This window comes from Bailinhaonella thermotolerans, from assembly GCF_003594875.1.
Taxonomy (GTDB): Bacteria; Actinomycetota; Actinomycetes; order Streptosporangiales; family Streptosporangiaceae; genus Bailinhaonella; species Bailinhaonella thermotolerans.
The window spans coordinates 781,015-798,264 of the sequence record NZ_QZEY01000002.1; the positions used below are offsets into that span (position 1 = coordinate 781,015).

Here is a 17,250-nt window from a genome sequence, read left to right on the forward strand (position 1 = left end):
GTCTTCCGCGGGAGGTTCGATGCGAAGCAAGGCCGAGCTGGGCGAGGCCATCAGCAAGGACGGCAGGGCCGTCCTGATCGTCAACGCCCGGTCGCGGCGCGGCGGGCGCAACTACGAGGCCGCGCGGGCGCTGCTGCTCGACCGCGGATTCACCCTGCTCGGGGCCTTCCCCGTGACCAAGCCCAAGCATCTGCCGCGCGCGATCGGCCAGGCGCTCGACCTCGCCCCCGACCTCGTCGTGGTGGGCGGCGGCGACGGCACGCTGGCGACGGCGGTGGGCCGGCTGGCCCACCTCGACATCGCGATGGGCGTGCTGCCGCTGGGCACCACCAACAACTTCGCCCGCAGCCTGGGCGTGCCGATGTCCCTGGCCGGCGCGATCCGGGTGCTCCGCGAGGGCAAGGTCGCCGACGTGGACCTCGGCCAGGCGGAGGACGAGATCTTCGCCAACATGGCCAGCTTCGGCCTCTCGGTGGAGGTGGCGTCGCGGGTGCCGCCGCTGCTCAAGCGCGTGATCGGCCGCCCGGCCTACATGCTCACGGCGGCGCGGTCGCTGCCCGGCCACCACCCGTTCCACGTGCGGATGACCGTGGACGGCGTGCTCCACGAGTTCGACACCCACCAGCTCAACATCGCCAACGGGGCGTTCCACCACGGTCTCAAGATCGCCAGTGACGCGACCCCGGACAACCGCAGGCTGTCGATCTACCGCCTGGGCGACTCCCACCGCCTCCAGCTCACCTACGCGACCCTGCGGCATGTGATCTTCGGTCCCCGGCGCACCCTCGCCGAGCACGCCTTCCTGAGCGGCAGCGAGATCACCGTGGAGACCGACCCCCCGCTCCCCCTCAGCGTGGACGGCGAGGTGCGGCTGCGCACCCCCGTCCGCGTGTCCCTGGCACCGAACGCCCTGCGCGTCATGGTCCCGATGGAGTTCGACGACACGTGATCCCGGTAATCCTGGCCTCCGCCAGCCCCGCCCGCCTCGCCCTGCTCCAGAGCGCGGGGCTCGATCCCAAGGTCATCGTCAGCGGCGTCGACGAGGAGGCGGTCACCGCCGAGACGCCCGAGGCGCTGTGCCTGACGCTGGCCGCCGCCAAGGCCGACGTCGTGGCCGGCGCGCTGCCGTCCGGCCTGGTCATCGGGTGCGACTCGGTGCTGGAGCTCGACGGCGTCGCGTACGGCAAGCCCGGCACGCCCGAGCGCGCCGCCGAGCGGTGGCGCGCGATGCGCGGCCGCCAGGGCCGCCTGCTCACCGGCCACTGCGTGATCGACGCCGCCACCGGCTCGCGCGCCGAGGCCGTCGGCGCGACCGTGGTGCGCTTCGGCACGCCCACCGACGAGGAGATCGACGCCTACGTCGCCCGCGGCGAACCCCTCTGGGTGGCCGGCGCGTTCACGCTCGACGGCATGGGCGGCTGGTTCGTGGACGGCATCGAGGGCGACCACGGCAACGTCCTGGGCATCTCGCTCCCGCTGCTCCGCCGCCTGTTCGCCGACGTCGGCGTGAACGTCACCGACCTCTGGCGGTCCTGACCGGCCGGTACGGCGGCCCGCCCGCCTCCCCGCCCCCGCCCCCCGCGTCGCGGGCGGGACCGGCGCGCTCCTCCGGCGTACGGGGTCTCAGGCGCGGTGGAAGGCCTTGCGGTACGCCGACGGGGACGTGCGGACGGCGCGGGTGAAGTGGTGGCGGAACGTCGCGGGGCTCTCGAAGCCGACCGCCGCGCCCACCTCCTCGACCGGGGCCGTGGACGACTCCAGCAGCGGCAGGCTGGCGTTGATCCGCTGGGTGATGATCCAGCGGATCGGGCTGGTGCCGGTGCGCCGGGTGAAGTGGCGGATGTAGGTGCGCGGCGCCATGCGCGCCTCCCTCGCCAGCGCGGCGACGGTGATCGGCTCGGCCAGGTTCGCCAGCGCCCACGCCATGCTGCGCGCGATCGCGTCGTCCTCCTCGCCCATGTCGCGGACCTGGGCCTCGATGAACTGGGCCTGGCCGCCCTCGCGGTGCGGCGGGATCACCAGCCGCCGCGCCACCGCGTTCGCGATCTTCGCGCCGTGGTCCTTGCGCACGAGGTGCAGGCACAGGTCGAGCCCGGCCGCGCTCCCCGCGCTGGTCAGCACGTCGCCGTGGTCCACGTACAGCACGTCGGGGTTGACGCGCACCCGCGGGTGGAGCGTCCGCAGCAGTCCGGCGTACTTCCAGTGCGTGGTCGCCTCGCGCCCGTCCAGCAGCCCGGCCGCCGCCAGCGCGAACGCGCCCGAGCAGATCGACACCACCCGGGCCCCGCGCGCGTGGGCGGTCCGCAGCGCCGCGACCACCGCCGGGGAGACCTCCGCGCGCACGTCGGCGACGCCGGGGACGATCACGGTGTCCGCGGCGGCGAACACGTCGAGGCCGTGCCGGGCGCTCATCGTGAAGCCGCCGACGATCCGCAGCGGCTCCGTGGTCTCGGCGCAGACCCGCAGGTCGTACCAGGGGACGTCCAGCTCGGGCCGGGGCAGCCCGAACACCTCCACCACCGCGCCGAGCTCGAAGGGGGCCATCCCGTCGAACGCGAGGACGGACACGGTGGCGCCCGACAGCAGATCCCTGCGCATGGCGAGATCTTAGCGGTACGCGGCGTTCACGCCACTGTCGCGGGCGGGCGGCCGCGCGGGAACATCGACGTGCCACCGGGGAGCCGAGCCCGCGAACCCCCGGCAGAAGCACGAAGGAGCACTCACATGTCCGCCACCATGCCCACCGCCACCACCATGCCCGCCGCCACCGCCCTGCCCGTAGCCGCCGTCACGCCCGTACCCACCGTCGCCTCCGCCGTCCTGAGCGTCCCCGCCGCCGCCAACGCCGACGCGATCGCGCACTTCACCGGCCGGCTGGCGTACGAGGCGGACGTCAGCGACGTGCGGGCCGACCTGGTCTCCGGCGTCCCCGGCGTGGTCGTGGTGGACTCCCGCGCCCAGGCGGGCTGGGACCAGGGCCACCTGCCCGGCGCGATCCACCTGCCCACCGCCCAGATCGCCGAGCGCGCCCGGGACCTGATCGACCCGGACGCGACGGTCGTGACCTACTGCTGGGGCCCCGGCTGCAACGGCGCCACCCGCGCCGCGCTGGAGTTCGCCCGCCTCGGCTACCGGGTCAAGGAGATGATCGGCGGCTACGAGTACTGGGTCCGCGAGGGCTTCCCCACCGAGACCTCCTCCGGCCTCCGGACCAACCCCGTCGACCCCCTCACCGCTCCGGCCGACGGCATCTCCTGCGCCTGCTGACCGCCGGGCGTGCCCCCGTACGGCGGCGCCCGCCCGGGGACGCGCCCCGCGCGGGGGCCGGGGGCACCGGATCAGCCGGTCGCGCGCCTCGTCGCCCTCGCGTAGGAGCGGGACATCTCCAGGGTCAGCCCGATCGCGGCCAGCCCGAGCAGGCCGTGGTACCACCGCCAGCCCACGCCGAGGCCGGCGAACGCGTCCACGGCCATGACGCCCCCGCCGCCGAGCACCGCCAGCAGGACCACGCCCAGCGCGGCCAGCATCGGCCGCCGCGGCGCCCTGCGCCCGCGCGGCGTGACCGTGGCGACGGCGACGCCCGCCCCCAGCACCCCGGACGCGCTCGCGAGCCACTGCGCGACGGAGGCGTCCAGGAAGTAGGCGGCCTCCTCCCCGGCGGACACGGGCGGGCCGCCGGGGAAGCCGAGCAGCCCGCGCGCGGCGTAGACGGCCTTCCCCGCGGCGTACGCCAGGAACAGCGCCGCCACCGCGTACGCCGGCCACCGCCGGAACCCTCCCGAATCAGCCATGGCCGCGACGATAACCAGCGGCCCGCGCGCCGCACTCCCGACAGCGGGTGACGCCCCTCCCCCGCCCGGGGGTCCGCCCGAGGAAAGCGCCTCCGGCCCCCCGTACGGCTGCCGCCGACCCCGCACGGCGAGCGCCCCGCCACACCGCGCGACGGGCCCCGCCACGCCGTACGGCATGCGCCGCGAGACGCCCCCGGGACGGGCGCGGCGCGGACGCCGGGCCAGGCGGGCCAGGCGGGGTAGGCGGGGTAGGCGGGTCAGGCGGGGTAGGCGGTGGTCTCGGTGGCCTTGACGGCGGCCCAGACGTGCTGCCCGGGGGCGAGGGCCAGGTCGGCGAGGGCGGCCTGGGTGATGTCGGCGGAGACGGGGAAGGGGTCGTCGAGCCGGACGCGGACGTTGTCGCCGTGCCGTTCGACCCCGGCGATCCGGGCCCGCCACAGGTTGCGGGGGGTGCCGTCGGGGCGGGAGCGGTAGAGCGCGACCGCGGCCGGGGAGAACGCCACGAAGACCGGGCCGCGGTGGGCCGCGCCCACGTGCAGGCGGACGCCGTTCAGGCGCACCTCGTGCCCGTCCGCCTCGCCCCGGTACAGGTTCAGCCCGACCAGCCTCGCCACGTAGTCGGTCCGCGGATGCCGCGCCACCTCGGCGGGCGGGCCCTCCTGCGCCACGCGCCCGCGCTCGATGACGACGAGCCGGTCGGCCAGCGTCATGGCGTCCAGCGGGTCGTGGGTGACCAGCACGGTCGCGCCGTCGAACGCGGACAGCCGGTGCCGCAGCCCGGACCGGACCTCCAGCCGCGTGTGCGCGTCGAGCGCGGCCAGCGGCTCGTCCAGCAGCAGCAGCCGGGGCTCGACCGCGAGCGCCCGGGCCAGCGCCACCCGCTGCGCCTGCCCGCCGGACAGGGCCCGGGGCCGGGCCCCCGCGTGGCCGGCGAGCCCGACGCGCTCCAGCCACTCCATCGCCAGCGCCCGCGCCCGCGCCTTGGGGACGCCCTGGCAGCGGGGCCCGAAGGCGACGTTCTCCAGCGCCGTCAGGTGCGGGAACAGCAGGTAGTCCTGGAACACCACGCCGATCCGCCGCTTCTCAGCCGGGAGGTGGTGCACGGGGGCGCCGTCGATCCGGATGTGCCCGGCGGCGAGCGGCCCGAGCCCGGCCAGGGTGCGCAGCGTGGTGGTCTTCCCCGCGCCGTTGGGCCCGAGCAGCGCCACGACCTCGCCGGGGGCGGCCGACAGCGCCAGGTCGAGCCGGAACCCCGGCAGCTCGGCGGTGATCCGCGCGTCCAGGCTCACGACGTGCCCACCCATCGGTCGCGCAGTCCCGCGAGCACCACCACGGACACGGCGAGCAGGACCAGGCTGAGCACGATCGCCGCCTCCGGGTCGGTCTCCAGCGCCTCGTACACCGCCAGCGGCATGGTCTGCGTCGTCCCGGGGAAGTTCCCGGCGAAGGTGATCGTGGCGCCGAACTCGCCGAGCGCGCGCGCCCAGCACAGCACCGCCCCGGCGGCGATCCCCGGCGCGACCAGCGGCAGCGTGATCCGCCGGAACACCGTCCAGCGCGAGGCCCCCAGCGTGGCGGCGGCGTCCTCGAACCGCGTGTCCGCCCCGCGCAGCGCCCCCTCCACGCTGATCACCAGGAACGGCATCGCCACGAACGCCTCCGCCAGCACGACCCCGGCCGTGGTGAACGGCAGCGTGACGCCCGGCCCGCTCTCCAGCCACTGCCCGAGCAGCCCGCGCCGCCCGAACACCAGCAGCAGCGCCACCCCGCCCACGACCGGCGGCAGCACCAGCGGCACGGTGACCAGCGCGCGGGCGACGCGCTTGCCCCGGAAGTCCACGCGCGCCAGCAGCCAGGCCAGCGGCACCCCGAACACCAGGCAGATCACGGTCGCGGCGGTCGCGCTCACGAGCGAGAGCCGCAGCGCCTCCAGCACCGCGGGGCGGGCCAGCCGCTCCCCCAGCGTCGCCCACGGCGCGCGCACCAGCAGCCCGGCGAGCGGCAGCACGAGGAACGCCAGCCCGATCACCGCCGGGACCGCGAGCGCCCACGGCACGCGCCCGCGCACGACCGCCCCCCGGCCCGGCCCCGTCCGCCCGGGCCGGCCCGGGTCCCGCCGTACGGCGTCGCGGGGCGCGGACGGGGAGGTCATGGGGCGTCGAAGCCCGCGGCGGCCAGGATCTCGCGGCCCTTGGCCGAGGTGACCAGGTCCACGAAGGCGGCCGCGTCGGGGGTGCCGCGGAGAGCGCGGACGGGGTACTCGTTGATCGCGGCGGCCGCCTCGGGGAAGGCGATCCCGGTGACCGCGCCCTTGGCGGCGCGGACGTCGGTGCGGTAGACGAGCGCGGCGTCGACCTCGCCCAGGCGGACCTTGGTCAGCGCGCCCTTGACGTCCTGTTCGAGCGTCACCGGCGTGACCTCGACGCCCGCCGCGTCCAGGGCCTTGGCCGCGGCGGCCCCGCAGGGCACCTTGCGCGCGCACAGGGCGACCTTGACGTCCCGCCCGGCCAGGTCCTTCAGCGCCCGCACCCGGCCGGGGTTCCCCGGCGGCACCGCGATCTCCAGCCGGTTGCGCGCGAACACCCGGCCCCCGGCGCCGGTCCCGGCCATCGTGGCGCGGTCGGCGGTGGCGAGCACGTCGGCGGCGGCCCCCTGCTCGATCTGCCGGACGAGGGTCGAGCTGCCGGCGAAGTTGAAGCGCACCTTCACCCCCGGGTTCCGGGTCTCGAACTCCCGGCCCAGCTCGGTGAACGTCTCCGTGAGCGACGCCGCCGCGAACACCGTGAGCGTCCGCGGCCCCTGCGTCTTCCCCGCGCCCGCGGGCGTCCCGTCGCCCTTCGCCCCGCCGCACGCCGCCGTCGCCACCAGCGCCGCCAGCAGGAGACCGAGGGCGGCCGTACGGCCCGGCCGCCGCGCGGGGCCGCCGGGCCGTACGGCGTGAGCGGCCGCGTCCCGCCCGGCGGCGCGGCGGGCGGGCGGCCGCACCCGGTCCAGGAGGGCGCGGGCGCGGCGCCGTACGGACGATCGGGGAGGGTTCACCGGGCGCTCCTCGGCTAGTCGGCGAGCTCGACGACGACGTTGGTGGACTTGATCACCGCGGTGGCGACCACGCCGGGTTCGAGGCCGAGCTCGTCGGCGGACTCGCGGCTCATGAGGGACACCACGCGGAACGGCCCGGCGGCGATCTCCACGCGGGCCATGACCGCGTCGCGGCGCACGTCCGTGACGATGCCGCGGAAGCGGTTCCTGGCCGAGGACGGGACCGCGCCCTCCTCCCGCGCGGCCTGGGACCGGGCGAAGGCGGCCAGGTCGGGCCCCGAGACGAGGCGGTGGCCGTGCGCGTCGCGGGAGGCGGCGAGCCGCCCGCCGTCCACCCAGCGGCGCACGGTGTCGGCGCTCACGCCGAGCAGCGCGGCGGCCTCACTGATCCGGAACGTCGTCACGGAGGACGAGCCTAGCCCTCCGATCCGCGAGCCACAAGACGCCGGATGACCGGCGGATGCGAGGTGTGATCGCCCGAAGCCCTCGCAGGAGCGGGGGTCATTTGTGGGCCGTGAGCGGTTCGGCGATGCTCTCCAGGCTCTTCTGCTCGGCCTTCACCCCGAGGAACAACTCCACGATCCCGGCCAGGACCATGAGGGTCGCCCCGATGCAGAAGGCCAGGACGGTGTCGGAGACCTTGGCGCTCTCCACGAGGTTGGCGAAGATCAGCGGACCGGCGATGCCGCCCGCCGCGGTGCCGATGGCGTAGAAGAACGCGATCGCCATCGCCCGCGTCTCCATCGGGAAGATCTCGCTGACCGTGAGGTAGGCCGAGCTCGCGCCCGCCGAGGCGAAGAACAGCACCACCGCCCAGCACGCCGTCAGCGTGACCGCCGAGAGCACGTGCTGGCTGAACAGCCACGCCGTGCCGAAGAGCAGCAGGCCGGACCCGATGTACGTCCCGGAGATCATCGGCTTGCGCCCGACCGTGTCGAACAGGTGCCCCAGGGTCAGCGGCCCGAGGAAGTTGCCGATCGCGATCACCGCGAAGTAGTACCCGGTGTCCGTGTCGATCTTGTAGAAGGTGCTCAGGATCTGCGCGAAGCCGAAGGTGATGGCGTTGTACAGGAACGCCTGCCCCACGAACAGGGAGAACCCCAGGACCGTGCGCTTGGGGTACTTCGCGAACATCGTGTGGGCGATGCGCCCGAAGCCGATGGTCTTGCGCTGGTGGATCGTGATCGTCTGCCGCGGCTGGTCGAGGCGCCGCCCGGTCTCGCGCTCGACCTCGTCCTCGATGCCCTTGACCAGGTCCTCGGCCTGCTGCCCGCGCCCGTGGATGAACATCCAGCGCGGGCTCTCCGGGACGTGCCGCCGGACCAGCAGGATGCCCAGGCCGAGCACCACGCCCAGCCCGAACGCCAGGCGCCAGCCCAGGTAAACCGAGAAGTCGTTCAGCAGCGGGACGGTGAGCAGCGCGCCGCCGGCCGCGCCCAGCCAGTAGCTGCCGTTGATGATGACGTCGATACGGCCCCGGTGCCGGGCGGGGATCAGCTCGTCGATCGCGGAGTTGATCGCGGCGTACTCCCCGCCGATGCCGAAGCCGGTGAAGAACCGGAAGAGGAAGAACCACCACGGCGCGAACGAGAAGGCGGTCAGCGCGGTCGCCAGCAGGTAGACGCCCAGCGTGATCATGAAGAGTTTCCGCCGGCCGAACCGGTCGGTCAGCCAGCCGAAGAACAGCGCTCCCGTGCACGCCCCGAGGATGTAGATCGCGCCGCCGAACCCGGCGATCTGCGCCTGGGTGATGTCCAGGCCGCTGCCCGGCTTGGCGATCTGGGGCGCGAGGTTGCCGATGATGGTGACCTCGATGCCGTCCAGGATCCAGACGGTCCCGAGCCCGATGACGATCATCCAGTGCCAGCGCGACCAGGGGAGCCGGTCGAGCCGCGCGGGCACGTTCGTCTTCACGACGCCGGTCTCGGCATACGTCACCCGGATCACCTCTCCGTCACGGCCCGCCGCGCCGCCGCGCACGACGTTGAAGTGCCGCTGCGCACGACGTTGGACTGTCCGCGACGTACCCTCGCCCGAAGTGACCATTCCCGGGCGTCCGATGCCCCGACCGTTCCTTTACCCGCAGGAGGCGGTCTCCTCGATCATCAGGTCCACGACGTCGGACAGCGCGCCGCGGCGGGTGTAGGCCATGCGCTGGCGGGCCGCGGCGCTGCCCCGGCCCAGGGCCTCCGCCGCCAGGGCGTTGACGCGCTCCCAGTCGCCGTTGGCCTCCAGCGCGGGCCGTATCTCGGCGATCAGCTTGCGGAGCATGTCGGGGGCCTTGGCGCGGGTGCCGTCCCGGGGATGGAAGAGCTCGCCCTCCATGCCCGACCGGGCCGCCCGCCAGGTGGCCGCCCGCAGCAGTTCCCCGCGCACCGGCTCGGGCCGCGGACCGCCCGCCTCGGCCTCCCAGCCCGCGGCGGTGACCAGGCCCCGGAACAGGCCGGCCACGAGCAGCACGTCCTCGACCTGGGGGCAGGCGTCGCAGACGCGCAGCTCCAGCGTGGGCACGTGCGCGGACGGGCGCACGTCGAAGTAGATCATCCCCCGGTCGCTGATCACGCCCGAGGCCACCAGGTCGTCCACCAGCCGGTCGTAGTGGGCGGCCGACTCGAAGGGACCGCTCGGCCCCGCCGTCGGCCACCGCTGCCAGACGAGGGTGCGCCAGCTCGCGTACCCGCTGTCGGCCCCCAGCCAGTACGGCGAGCTGGCGCTGATCGCGAGCAGCACCGGGAGCCAGGGGGCGACGCGCGGCACGACGGCGACGGCCAGGTCCCGGTCGGGGACGCTGACGTGGACCTGCATGCCGCAGATGAGCTGCTCGCGCACGACCTGCTGGTAGTCCTCGTGCATGCGCGCGAAGCGCTCGTCGGGGGTGAGCGCCAGCGAACCGGCGTTCGCCAGCGGGACCGTGCCGACCGCGACCGGGGCGAGATCCGCCTCGGCCGCCGCCGCGCACAGCTCGCGCCGGAGCTCACGGAGCTCGTGGCCGAGTTCGTCCAGGCCCTGCCACGGGCTGCTGTTGGTCTCCACCGTCGAGCGCTGCATCTCGCCGACGAACCTGCCGTCGCCGAGCCTGCCGAGCAGGGCCTCCGCCTCCGGCGCCAGCAGGCGCGTGCGGGGGTCCACGAGGTGGAATTCTTCCTCCACGCCAAGAGAGGGCATCTGACTACCCATGTAAGGAACGCTACGGCACAAAGCGCGGCGCGCCAGAGGTTGCATTACCAAGCAAGCGCTTGTATTTATGGGAGCATGACACTCCCCGCACAGGTCGTCAGCCATGTGAACACCGGCGAACTGCCCCTGGTCTACGCGGGCAAGGTGGGCGTCCAGGTGCTCAGGGTCTCACCCGAAACCGGGGCCTGGGTCGTCCGCAACCGGTTCAAGCCCGGCTTCGAGCTCCCCAGGCACATGCACACCGGCGCCGTGCACGCCTACACGATCTCGGGCCGCTGGCGCTACAAGGAGCAGGAGGCCGTCCACGTCGCGGGCAGCTTCGTCTTCGAGCCCGCCGGGTCCTTCCACACGCTCCAGGTGCCGGAGGACAACACGGAGGAGACCGAGATCATCTTCGTGCTCGAAGGCGCGTACATCGAGTACGGCGAGGACGGCGCGATCACCGGCGTGGTCAACGGGGAGACCGCCCTGCGCGGCTACCACGCGCTGTGCGACGCCGAGGGGATCCCCCGGCCCGACGTCCTCACCTAGCCGCGGCCGCCGCCTCCCGGTCCCGCCGCACGCGGGCGGGGAGACGGCGGCCGCCGCGCGTCACCCGAGGCGGGCGATCGACTTGTACTCCACGTACGCGTGGATCCCCTCGGGCCCGAACTCCCGCCCGATGCCGCTGGCCTTGAACCCGCCGAACGGCGCGCACAGCTCGCTGTTGTAGTAGTTCACGCCGATCGTGCCGGTGCGGATCCGCCGGGCGACCTCCACGCCGTGGTCCACGTCGGCCGTCCAGACGCTCCCGGCCAGGCCGTACTCACTGTCGTTGGCGATGCGCACGGCCTCCTCCTCGTCGTCGAAGGGGATGACGCCGACGACCGGACCGAAGATCTCCTCGCGGGCGATGCGCATGTCGTTGCTCACGTTGACGAAGACCGTCGGCTCGACGTACCAGCCCCGGTCGTACGGCCGGCCGCCGCCCGCCGCGATCTTGGCGCCCTCCTGGACGCCGAGCCGGACGTACCCCTCGACGCGGTCGCGCTGGCGGCTGCTGACCAGGGGGCCGATCCAGGTCTCGGGGTCGGACGGGTCGCCCACCTTCATCGTGCGGGCGAGCTGCACGAGCCGGTCCACCATCTCGTCGTGGCGGCGGCGGGAGACCAGGATGCGGCTCTGCAGGGTGCACGCCTGACCGCTGATCATGAACGAGGCGGGCGGGATCCAGCCCATCGCCGCGTCGAGGTCGGCGTCGTCCAGGAAGATCGCCGCGGACTTGCCGCCCAGCTCCAGGGTGCACCGCTTGAGGTGCTCGCCGCAGATGGAGGCGATGCGGCGCCCGGCGGCGGTGGAGCCGGTGAAGGCCACCTTGTCCACGTCCGGGTGGCGCACCAGGTGCTCGCCGACCTCGCGCCCGGCGGGCACGACGTTGAGGACGCCGGCGGGGATGCCCGCCTCGTGGGCCATCTCGGCGAGCAGGAAGGCGTCGAGCGGCGCCTCGGGGGCGGGCTTGAGCACGACCGAGCACCCGGCGAGCAGGGCCGGGGCCACCTTGGAGATCGTGACGACCTGCGGGGCGTTCCAGGGGACGATCGCCGCGACGACGCCGACAGGCTCGCGGCGCACGATCGCCGGGCCGTAGTCGCCCCGGCGCTCCTCCTCCCAGGGGTACTCCCGGGCGTACGCGACGGTCTTGCGCAGCAGCTCCAGCGGCACGGCGGCCTGCATCACCCGGGAGAAGCTGATGGCGCAGCCCATCTCCGCGGTGATCGTCTGGGCCATCTCCTCCTGCCGCGCCTCGTACAGCCCGGTCAGGCGCGCGAGCGCGTCGGCCCGCTCCTCCGGCGACAGGCGCGGCCAGGGGCCCTCGTCGAACGCCTTCCGCGCGGCCGCCACCGCCCTGTCGATGTCGGCGGCGCCGCCCTCGGGGACCTTGGCGATCACCTCTTCGGTGTGCGGCGAGACCACCTCGATGATCCCCGGCCCCGCCGGCGCGACCCACTCTCCTGCGATGTAGAACCCGTCGTGCTGAGCCATCGGCGTCTCCCGCAACGTTACCTAACGCTTGCTTGGTAGCATAGGAGTGGAACACCCCCCTGTCACCCCCGCCGGATGTGCGACGCGTCACCCGCGCACGCCGTACGGCGGGGAGCCGCCGCGCCCGGGCCGTACGGCCGCGCGGCGGGGGGACGCCCGCGCCCCGGAACGGGTCCGGGGACGCGGGCGGCGGAGGCGGCGGCACGGCCGCCAGCCGTGATCAGAGGGCGTCGGACGACGGCGGGCGCGTGCGCAGGCGGGCAGCCGCGGGCAGCGCGGCAGGCGGGCTCAGGCGCGGGCCCGGGGCAGGGCGAACACGGCGGCGGCCGCCGCCAGCAGGACGCCCGCGCAGACCAGGAAGGCCAGCGCGTAGCCCGCCGTGAGCGCGGCCGGGGCGGGCGTGCCCGCGGCCAGGGAGGCGGTGTGGGTGGTGGAGACGGTCGCGAGGGCGGCCAGCCCCAGCGAGCCGCCCACCTGGCGGGAGGAGTTGAGCACGCCGGAGACGAGCCCGGCCTCGTCGTGGCTCACCCCGGAGGTCGCGGCCATCGCGATCGGGGCGAAGGTCAGGCCCATGCCGCCGGTGATGAGCATGCCGGGCAGCAGCACGCCGGTCACCAGGCCGCTGCCGGGGGTGATCTGGGCCTGCCAGAGGAAGCCCGAGGCGGAGATCAGCGCGCCGACCACGAGCAGCGGGCGGAACCCGAACCGGGCCACCAGCCGGGGCGTGGACTTCGACGCGATGATGATCATCGTGGTGTGCGGGATGAACGCCAGCCCGGCCTGGATCGCGGTGTAGCCGAGGACGTTCTGCATGTAGAGCGACAGGAAGTACCACACGGCGAACCCGGCGACCCCGAGCAGGAACTGCACGAGGTTGGCCCCGGTGACCGACCGGGACCGGAAGATCCGCAGCGGCATCAGCGGCGCGGCGGCGAAGCGGGCCTGCCACAGGACGAACGCCGCGAGCGCGAGCGCGCCCACGATCATCGGCACGAGCGCCCGCGCCGACCCCCACCCGTGGTCGTGGGTGCCGACGAGTCCGTACTCCAGCGCGGTGAGCCCCAGCGTCACCAGCACCGCCCCGGTCACGTCCAGCCTGCGCGCGCGGGTGGCGTCCCGGCTCTCGGCGAGCGCCAGGAGGGCCACCGCGACGGCGACCGCGCCGATCGGCACGTTGATCAGCAGGATCCACCGCCAGGACACGAGGTCGGTGAGCACGCCGCCCACCACGGACCCGGCCGCGCCCCCGGCCGCGCCGACCGCGCCCCAGGTCGCGATGGCCCTGGCGCGCATCGGGCCGTCCGCGAACGTGGTGGTCAGGATCGTCAGGGTGGCCGGGGACAGGACGGCCGCGCCCAGGCCCTGGACGGCACGCGCCGCGATCAGCACGCCGGGGGTGTCGGCGAAGCCGCCGACCAGGCTCGACACCGAGAACAGCACGAGGCCCAGGATGAAGACCAGCTTCCGCCCGAACAGGTCCGCGGCCCGCCCGCCGAGCAGGAGGAACCCGGCGGAGGTCAGCACGTAGGCGTTCACGATCCACTGGAGCCCCTCGGCCTCCACCTTCAGATCGGCGGCGATGGCGGGCAGCGCGACGTTCACCACGGACACGTCGAGGACGACCATGAACTGCGCCATGCACACCAGGGCGAGGACGACCCAGGGAGGCACGTTCCGCTTCACGCGCTCTTCTTCGGCAGGCAGATCCGTTGTGTTGCTCATTCATCCACGATCCCACTCATCGCGGACATTCGACGCCCGTCAGCCCTCCGGCATTAGTCCTAGGACCCGCGGCCCCCCCCGGTCCCGCCTCCCGGTCCCGCTCTCGCGTGAGGGCGGCTCAGCGGGCGGGGACGCGCAGGTGGGCGCGGGCGGCGGCCAGGACCATGGCGGGCGTGGTCGCCAGGAGCTCGGGCCCGGGGCGGTCGGCGTCGGGGTCGCTCGTGGTGCCGGGCCACAGGACGGTGTGCCGCGGGCCGGGCGGCGGGCCCCAGCGGGTGGGCGGGATGGGCCCGAAGACGATGACGGACGGGGTGCCGTACGCCGTGGCGAGGTGGGCGGCCCCGGTGTCACCGGTGATCACCAGGCGGGCGCCCGCGATGAGGGCGCACAGCTCGGCGAGGGAGGTGCGGCCGGCGAGGCTGCGGCAGCCGACCGCCTCCGCCAGGGACTCCTCGGCGGCGTTCCCGGTCACCACGATCTCGTGCCCGTCCGCGGCCAGGGCGCGGGCCACCTCGGCGAAGCGGCCCGCGGGCCAGCGGCGGGCCGGGGACTTGCCGCCCGGGTGCACGACGATCGCGCCGGGGGCCGGGCTGGGCGCGTCCGGGACCGCCAGCGACAGGTCGCGGGGGTCCGGGCGCAGGCCGTACCACTCGACGAGGCGGCACCAGCGGGCCACCTCGTGCTCGTCCTCCCGCCAGCGCGGGCCGTCGGCGAAGCCCGCGACGGGGTTCGCGTAGGCCCACAGGCGGCCCGGCCCGGTGGCCTTGAGGAGGCAGTGGCTGCGGGGGCCGCAGCCGTGCATGTTCACCGCGAGGTCCTCGCCCCGCGCGCGGATCGGCTCCAGCTCTCCCGCCGGGAGCAGCTCGTCGACGGCCCCGATGAGCGGGACCAGGTCGGCGAGCCACGCGGGGGCGGCCAGCGTGATGTGGTCGCCGGGACGTCCCCGGCGGATCGCGCGGAGCGCGGGGACGGCGGTCAGGAGGTCGCCGACGCCCAGCGCGCGCAGGACGAGGACCCGGCTCACGGCCAGGAGGTCTCCCTGGACGGGCAGACCACGAGTTCGCGGACCTCGCACCCGGGGGGCTGGCGCAGCGCGAACAGGATCGTCTCGGCCACGTTGGCCGGGTCGTTGAGCGCGGCGTCGGCCGGCGGCTTGTACTTCTCGTCGCGCCCGTCGAAGAACGCCGTCTGCATGCCGCCCGGGATCAGCAGGGTCACCCCCACCTCCCCGGCCAGCTCGGCGGCCAGCGCCCGGGTGAAGCCGACGACGCCGAACTTGGAGGCGCAGTACGCGGTGGCGTCGCTCAGCGCCCGGACCCCCAGCGTGGACGCCACGGTGACGACCTTGCCGTGGCTGGCGCAGAGGTACGGCAGGGCGGCCCGCACGACCGAGACCGTGCCGAGCAGGTTCACCGACAGCACGTGCTCCCAGGTGTCGGCGGGCACGTCGCGCAGCGTCCCGCAGGCGTCGGTGCCCGCGGCGGTGACGATCGCGTCGAGCCCGTCGGCGCGCCGGGCCAGGCAGTGCACGGCGCGTTCGGCGGCGGCGCGGTCGGACAGGTCGGCCTGCACGTGCTCGAAGTCGGACCCGGGGGGCACCCGGTCGATGATCAGCGGCGTGCCGCCGTCCTTGGCCACCGCCGCCGCGACGGCGGCGCCGAGGCCCGAGGCGCCTCCGGTGATCAGCACTCTTCCGGGACGGTCCATGTGACCTTCTCCTTCCGTGGGTCGTCGAGCGCGGTCAGGGCGTCCCAGATCCGGGGCCGGGACTGCCGGCGCCCTCGCTGCGGGGTGTCCCCCTCGAACAGCGTGGTCACGCCTCCGCCCGCCACGTATTCACTCGACGCCTGTACGGCTCGCGCGGTCGCCTCGCCCGTCGGCAGCCCGTCGGCCAGCGCCCAGGCGGCGGCGACGGCGAAGCTGTCCCCCGCGCCGCAGGTGTCGGCGGCCGGCCCGGCGGGCGAGGCGGGCACGGTCAGCGGCGTGCCCGAGCCGGTGGACAGCAGGGCGCCCTTCGCGCCCAGGGTGACCGCGACGGCCTCGGCCCCCCACTGGCGGGCCAGGTGGGCGGCGTGCTCCTGGGGCGTGCGCAGGTGGCCGGGCGAGAGCGCGGCCGCCTCGGACTCGTTCGGGGTCGCCAGCGCGGCCCCGGCCACGGGCGGGGCGCCGCGCGGGTGCGGGTCCCACACGGTCGGCGCGGACGCCGCCACGCGGGCCAGGTACGACCGCAGGACCGGATGCGCGGTGACTCCCCTCCCGTAGTCGCTGACCAGCACGGCCGAGGCGGAGCGGAGGGCGTCGAGCACGGCCGAGCCGACGGGCCCGCTGCCCGCGACCCCCTCGCCGACGTCCAGCCGCAGCAGGGTCTGGGACCGCGCGCGGATACGGATCTTGCTGGGTGTGCGGCCGCGCAGCGGGAGCCGCACGACACGGACGCGGCGGGACAGCAGCCGCCACAGGGTCTGCCCGGCGTCGTCGTCCCCGAGGGCGGTGACGATCACGACCTCGCGCCCCTCCCGCGCGGCCAGCAGCGCGGCGAGTCCGGCGCCGCCGGGGCGGGCGTGCTCGCCGGTGCAGTTGACGACGGGCACGGGGGCGTCGGGCGCGACGCGGTCGCTGGTGCCGTCCAGGTCGATGTCCAGCAGCGCGTCACCGACCACGACGAGGGGTCCGGTCATGGCGTGGTCCCCCGGAGAGCGCCGCGTCCTCGCGGCGTGGCCGCCCCCGGCGCCCCGGCGCCGCGCCCGCCTGAGGTGGCCCGGCGCGGTGACGGCGGCGAGGCGGCCGGCGTCGCGGGCCCGGGCGCGGCGGAGGCCGCCGCGGCGGCGCCGGCGGAGGCGGCCGCGGTGGCGGGCGCGGTGGCGGGCGCGGTGGTGGTCCCGGCCGGGGTGGTGAGGCCGGGCACGACGCCGGCGGCGGGCGGCTGGGCGAGCACGATCTCGTCCAGCGCCTCGCACAGCATGTGCACGGCCGCGAGCTGCACCTCCTGGACGGTGCAGGCCTCCCGCGCCTCCACGGGGATCACGTCGTCGCACAGCGAGGCCAGCGGGTTCGGCACCGGCCCGGTGAAGCCCCAGACCGTGACCCCGCACTCGCGGGCGGCGACGGCCGCGGACAGCAGGTTGCGGCTCGCCCCGCTGGTGGACAGGCAGATGAGCACGTCGCCGGGGCGCCCGTGTGCCCGCACCTGCCGGGCGAACACCTCCTCGTGGCCGTAGTCGTTGCAGATCGCCGTGGTGCTGGAGGTGTCGGCGTGCAGCGCGATCGCGGGCAGCGGTTTGCGTTCGTCCCGGTAGCGGCCGACGAGCTCGGCGGTGAGGTGCTGCGCCTCGGCCGCGCTGCCGCCGTTCCCGCACGCCAGCAGTTTCCCCCCGGCCGCGAACACCCCGGCGAGGTGGCGGGCCCACGCCTCCAGGTGCCCGGCGCTGGGCCGGAAGGCCGCCAGGGCCTCCGTCAGGTCGTCCAGATGGGTGAGCGTGGTCATCTCCGTCCTCTCCTC

At 75.1% G+C, this 17,250-nt stretch carries 18 protein-coding genes; 4 read left to right on the forward strand and 14 right to left on the reverse strand.

Annotated elements, in window-relative coordinates:
- Positions 1 to 19: 19 nt before the first annotated feature.
- The gene (locus D5H75_RS08630) at positions 20 to 949 is read left to right on the forward strand and encodes a diacylglycerol/lipid kinase family protein (protein ID WP_119925777.1); all 930 of its coding nucleotides are present in this window, start codon (positions 20 to 22) and stop codon (positions 947 to 949) included.
- The gene (locus D5H75_RS08635; protein ID WP_119925778.1) at positions 946 to 1,536 is read left to right on the forward strand and encodes a Maf family protein; all 591 of its coding nucleotides are present in this window, start codon (positions 946 to 948) and stop codon (positions 1,534 to 1,536) included. Before D5H75_RS08630 ends, D5H75_RS08635 begins: the two co-directional genes overlap by 4 nt.
- Positions 1,537 to 1,623: 87 nt before the next feature.
- Here D5H75_RS08635 and D5H75_RS08640 read toward each other — a convergent pair whose 3' ends face one another.
- A complete protein-coding gene (locus D5H75_RS08640) occupies positions 1,624 to 2,598 on the reverse strand; it encodes a helix-turn-helix domain-containing protein (RefSeq protein WP_202637934.1) in 975 nt (324 codons plus the stop codon).
- Positions 2,599 to 2,724: 126 nt separating this feature from the next.
- Here D5H75_RS08640 and D5H75_RS08645 point away from each other — a divergent pair, with 126 nt between their 5' ends.
- The gene (locus D5H75_RS08645; protein ID WP_340137754.1) at positions 2,725 to 3,267 is read left to right on the forward strand and encodes a rhodanese-like domain-containing protein; all 543 of its coding nucleotides are present in this window, start codon (positions 2,725 to 2,727) and stop codon (positions 3,265 to 3,267) included.
- A 71-nt stretch (positions 3,268 to 3,338) separates the two neighbouring features.
- On the opposite strand, the gene D5H75_RS08650 is transcribed toward D5H75_RS08645, so the two are convergent.
- The 7 genes from D5H75_RS08650 to D5H75_RS08685 all read right to left on the reverse strand — a co-directional run bounded on the left by D5H75_RS08650 (position 3,339) and on the right by D5H75_RS08685 (position 10,007).
- Complete coding sequence (locus D5H75_RS08650; RefSeq protein WP_119925779.1) at positions 3,339 to 3,791, reverse strand: hypothetical protein; 453 nt, start codon at positions 3,789 to 3,791, stop codon at positions 3,339 to 3,341.
- A gap of 257 nt (positions 3,792 to 4,048) precedes the next feature.
- Entirely contained in the window at positions 4,049 to 5,095 is a 1,047-nt protein-coding gene (locus D5H75_RS08660; protein ID WP_119925780.1) for an ABC transporter ATP-binding protein, read from the reverse strand.
- Positions 5,077 to 5,943, reverse strand: coding sequence for an ABC transporter permease (locus D5H75_RS08665; RefSeq protein WP_119925781.1), 867 nt, complete (start codon positions 5,941 to 5,943; stop codon positions 5,077 to 5,079). The genes D5H75_RS08660 and D5H75_RS08665 overlap by 19 nt, the downstream gene beginning before the upstream one ends.
- Entirely contained in the window at positions 5,940 to 6,830 is an 891-nt protein-coding gene (modA, locus tag D5H75_RS08670) for a molybdate ABC transporter substrate-binding protein (RefSeq protein ID WP_242454070.1), read from the reverse strand. Before modA ends, D5H75_RS08665 begins: the two co-directional genes overlap by 4 nt.
- Before the next feature lie 14 nt (positions 6,831 to 6,844).
- A complete protein-coding gene (locus D5H75_RS08675) occupies positions 6,845 to 7,234 on the reverse strand; it encodes a TOBE domain-containing protein (protein WP_119925782.1) in 390 nt (129 codons plus the stop codon).
- A 97-nt stretch (positions 7,235 to 7,331) separates the two neighbouring features.
- Positions 7,332 to 8,768, reverse strand: coding sequence for an MFS transporter (locus tag D5H75_RS08680; RefSeq protein ID WP_202637935.1), 1,437 nt, complete (start codon positions 8,766 to 8,768; stop codon positions 7,332 to 7,334).
- 138 nt (positions 8,769 to 8,906) lie between these two features.
- Complete coding sequence (locus D5H75_RS08685) at positions 8,907 to 10,007, reverse strand: carboxylate-amine ligase (protein ID WP_119925784.1); 1,101 nt, start codon at positions 10,005 to 10,007, stop codon at positions 8,907 to 8,909.
- A 75-nt stretch (positions 10,008 to 10,082) separates the two neighbouring features.
- Here D5H75_RS08685 and D5H75_RS08690 point away from each other — a divergent pair, with 75 nt between their 5' ends.
- A complete protein-coding gene (locus D5H75_RS08690; RefSeq protein ID WP_119925785.1) occupies positions 10,083 to 10,538 on the forward strand; it encodes a 2,4'-dihydroxyacetophenone dioxygenase family protein in 456 nt (151 codons plus the stop codon).
- Between the two features lie 60 nt (positions 10,539 to 10,598).
- Here D5H75_RS08690 and D5H75_RS08695 read toward each other — a convergent pair whose 3' ends face one another.
- The 6 genes from D5H75_RS08695 to D5H75_RS08720 form a co-directional block, all read right to left on the reverse strand.
- On the reverse strand, positions 10,599 to 12,029 hold the full coding sequence (locus D5H75_RS08695; protein ID WP_119925786.1) for an aldehyde dehydrogenase: 1,431 nt from the start codon (positions 12,027 to 12,029) through the stop codon (positions 10,599 to 10,601).
- A gap of 288 nt (positions 12,030 to 12,317) precedes the next feature.
- A complete protein-coding gene (locus tag D5H75_RS08700; protein WP_242454071.1) occupies positions 12,318 to 13,712 on the reverse strand; it encodes an MFS transporter in 1,395 nt (464 codons plus the stop codon).
- Between the two features lie 157 nt (positions 13,713 to 13,869).
- On the reverse strand, positions 13,870 to 14,775 hold the full coding sequence (locus D5H75_RS08705; RefSeq protein WP_242454072.1) for a glycosyltransferase family 9 protein: 906 nt from the start codon (positions 14,773 to 14,775) through the stop codon (positions 13,870 to 13,872).
- The gene (locus tag D5H75_RS08710) at positions 14,772 to 15,458 is read right to left on the reverse strand and encodes an SDR family oxidoreductase (protein WP_119925788.1); all 687 of its coding nucleotides are present in this window, start codon (positions 15,456 to 15,458) and stop codon (positions 14,772 to 14,774) included. The genes D5H75_RS08705 and D5H75_RS08710 overlap by 4 nt, the downstream gene beginning before the upstream one ends.
- The gene (locus D5H75_RS08715) at positions 15,434 to 16,429 is read right to left on the reverse strand and encodes a bifunctional heptose 7-phosphate kinase/heptose 1-phosphate adenyltransferase (RefSeq protein ID WP_119925789.1); all 996 of its coding nucleotides are present in this window, start codon (positions 16,427 to 16,429) and stop codon (positions 15,434 to 15,436) included. Before D5H75_RS08715 ends, D5H75_RS08710 begins: the two co-directional genes overlap by 25 nt.
- Positions 16,426 to 17,235 (reverse strand): D-sedoheptulose-7-phosphate isomerase, encoded by an 810-nt coding sequence (locus tag D5H75_RS08720; protein ID WP_119925790.1) that lies wholly within the window; start codon positions 17,233 to 17,235, stop codon positions 16,426 to 16,428. The genes D5H75_RS08715 and D5H75_RS08720 overlap by 4 nt, the downstream gene beginning before the upstream one ends.
- Positions 17,236 to 17,250 lie beyond the last annotated feature (15 nt).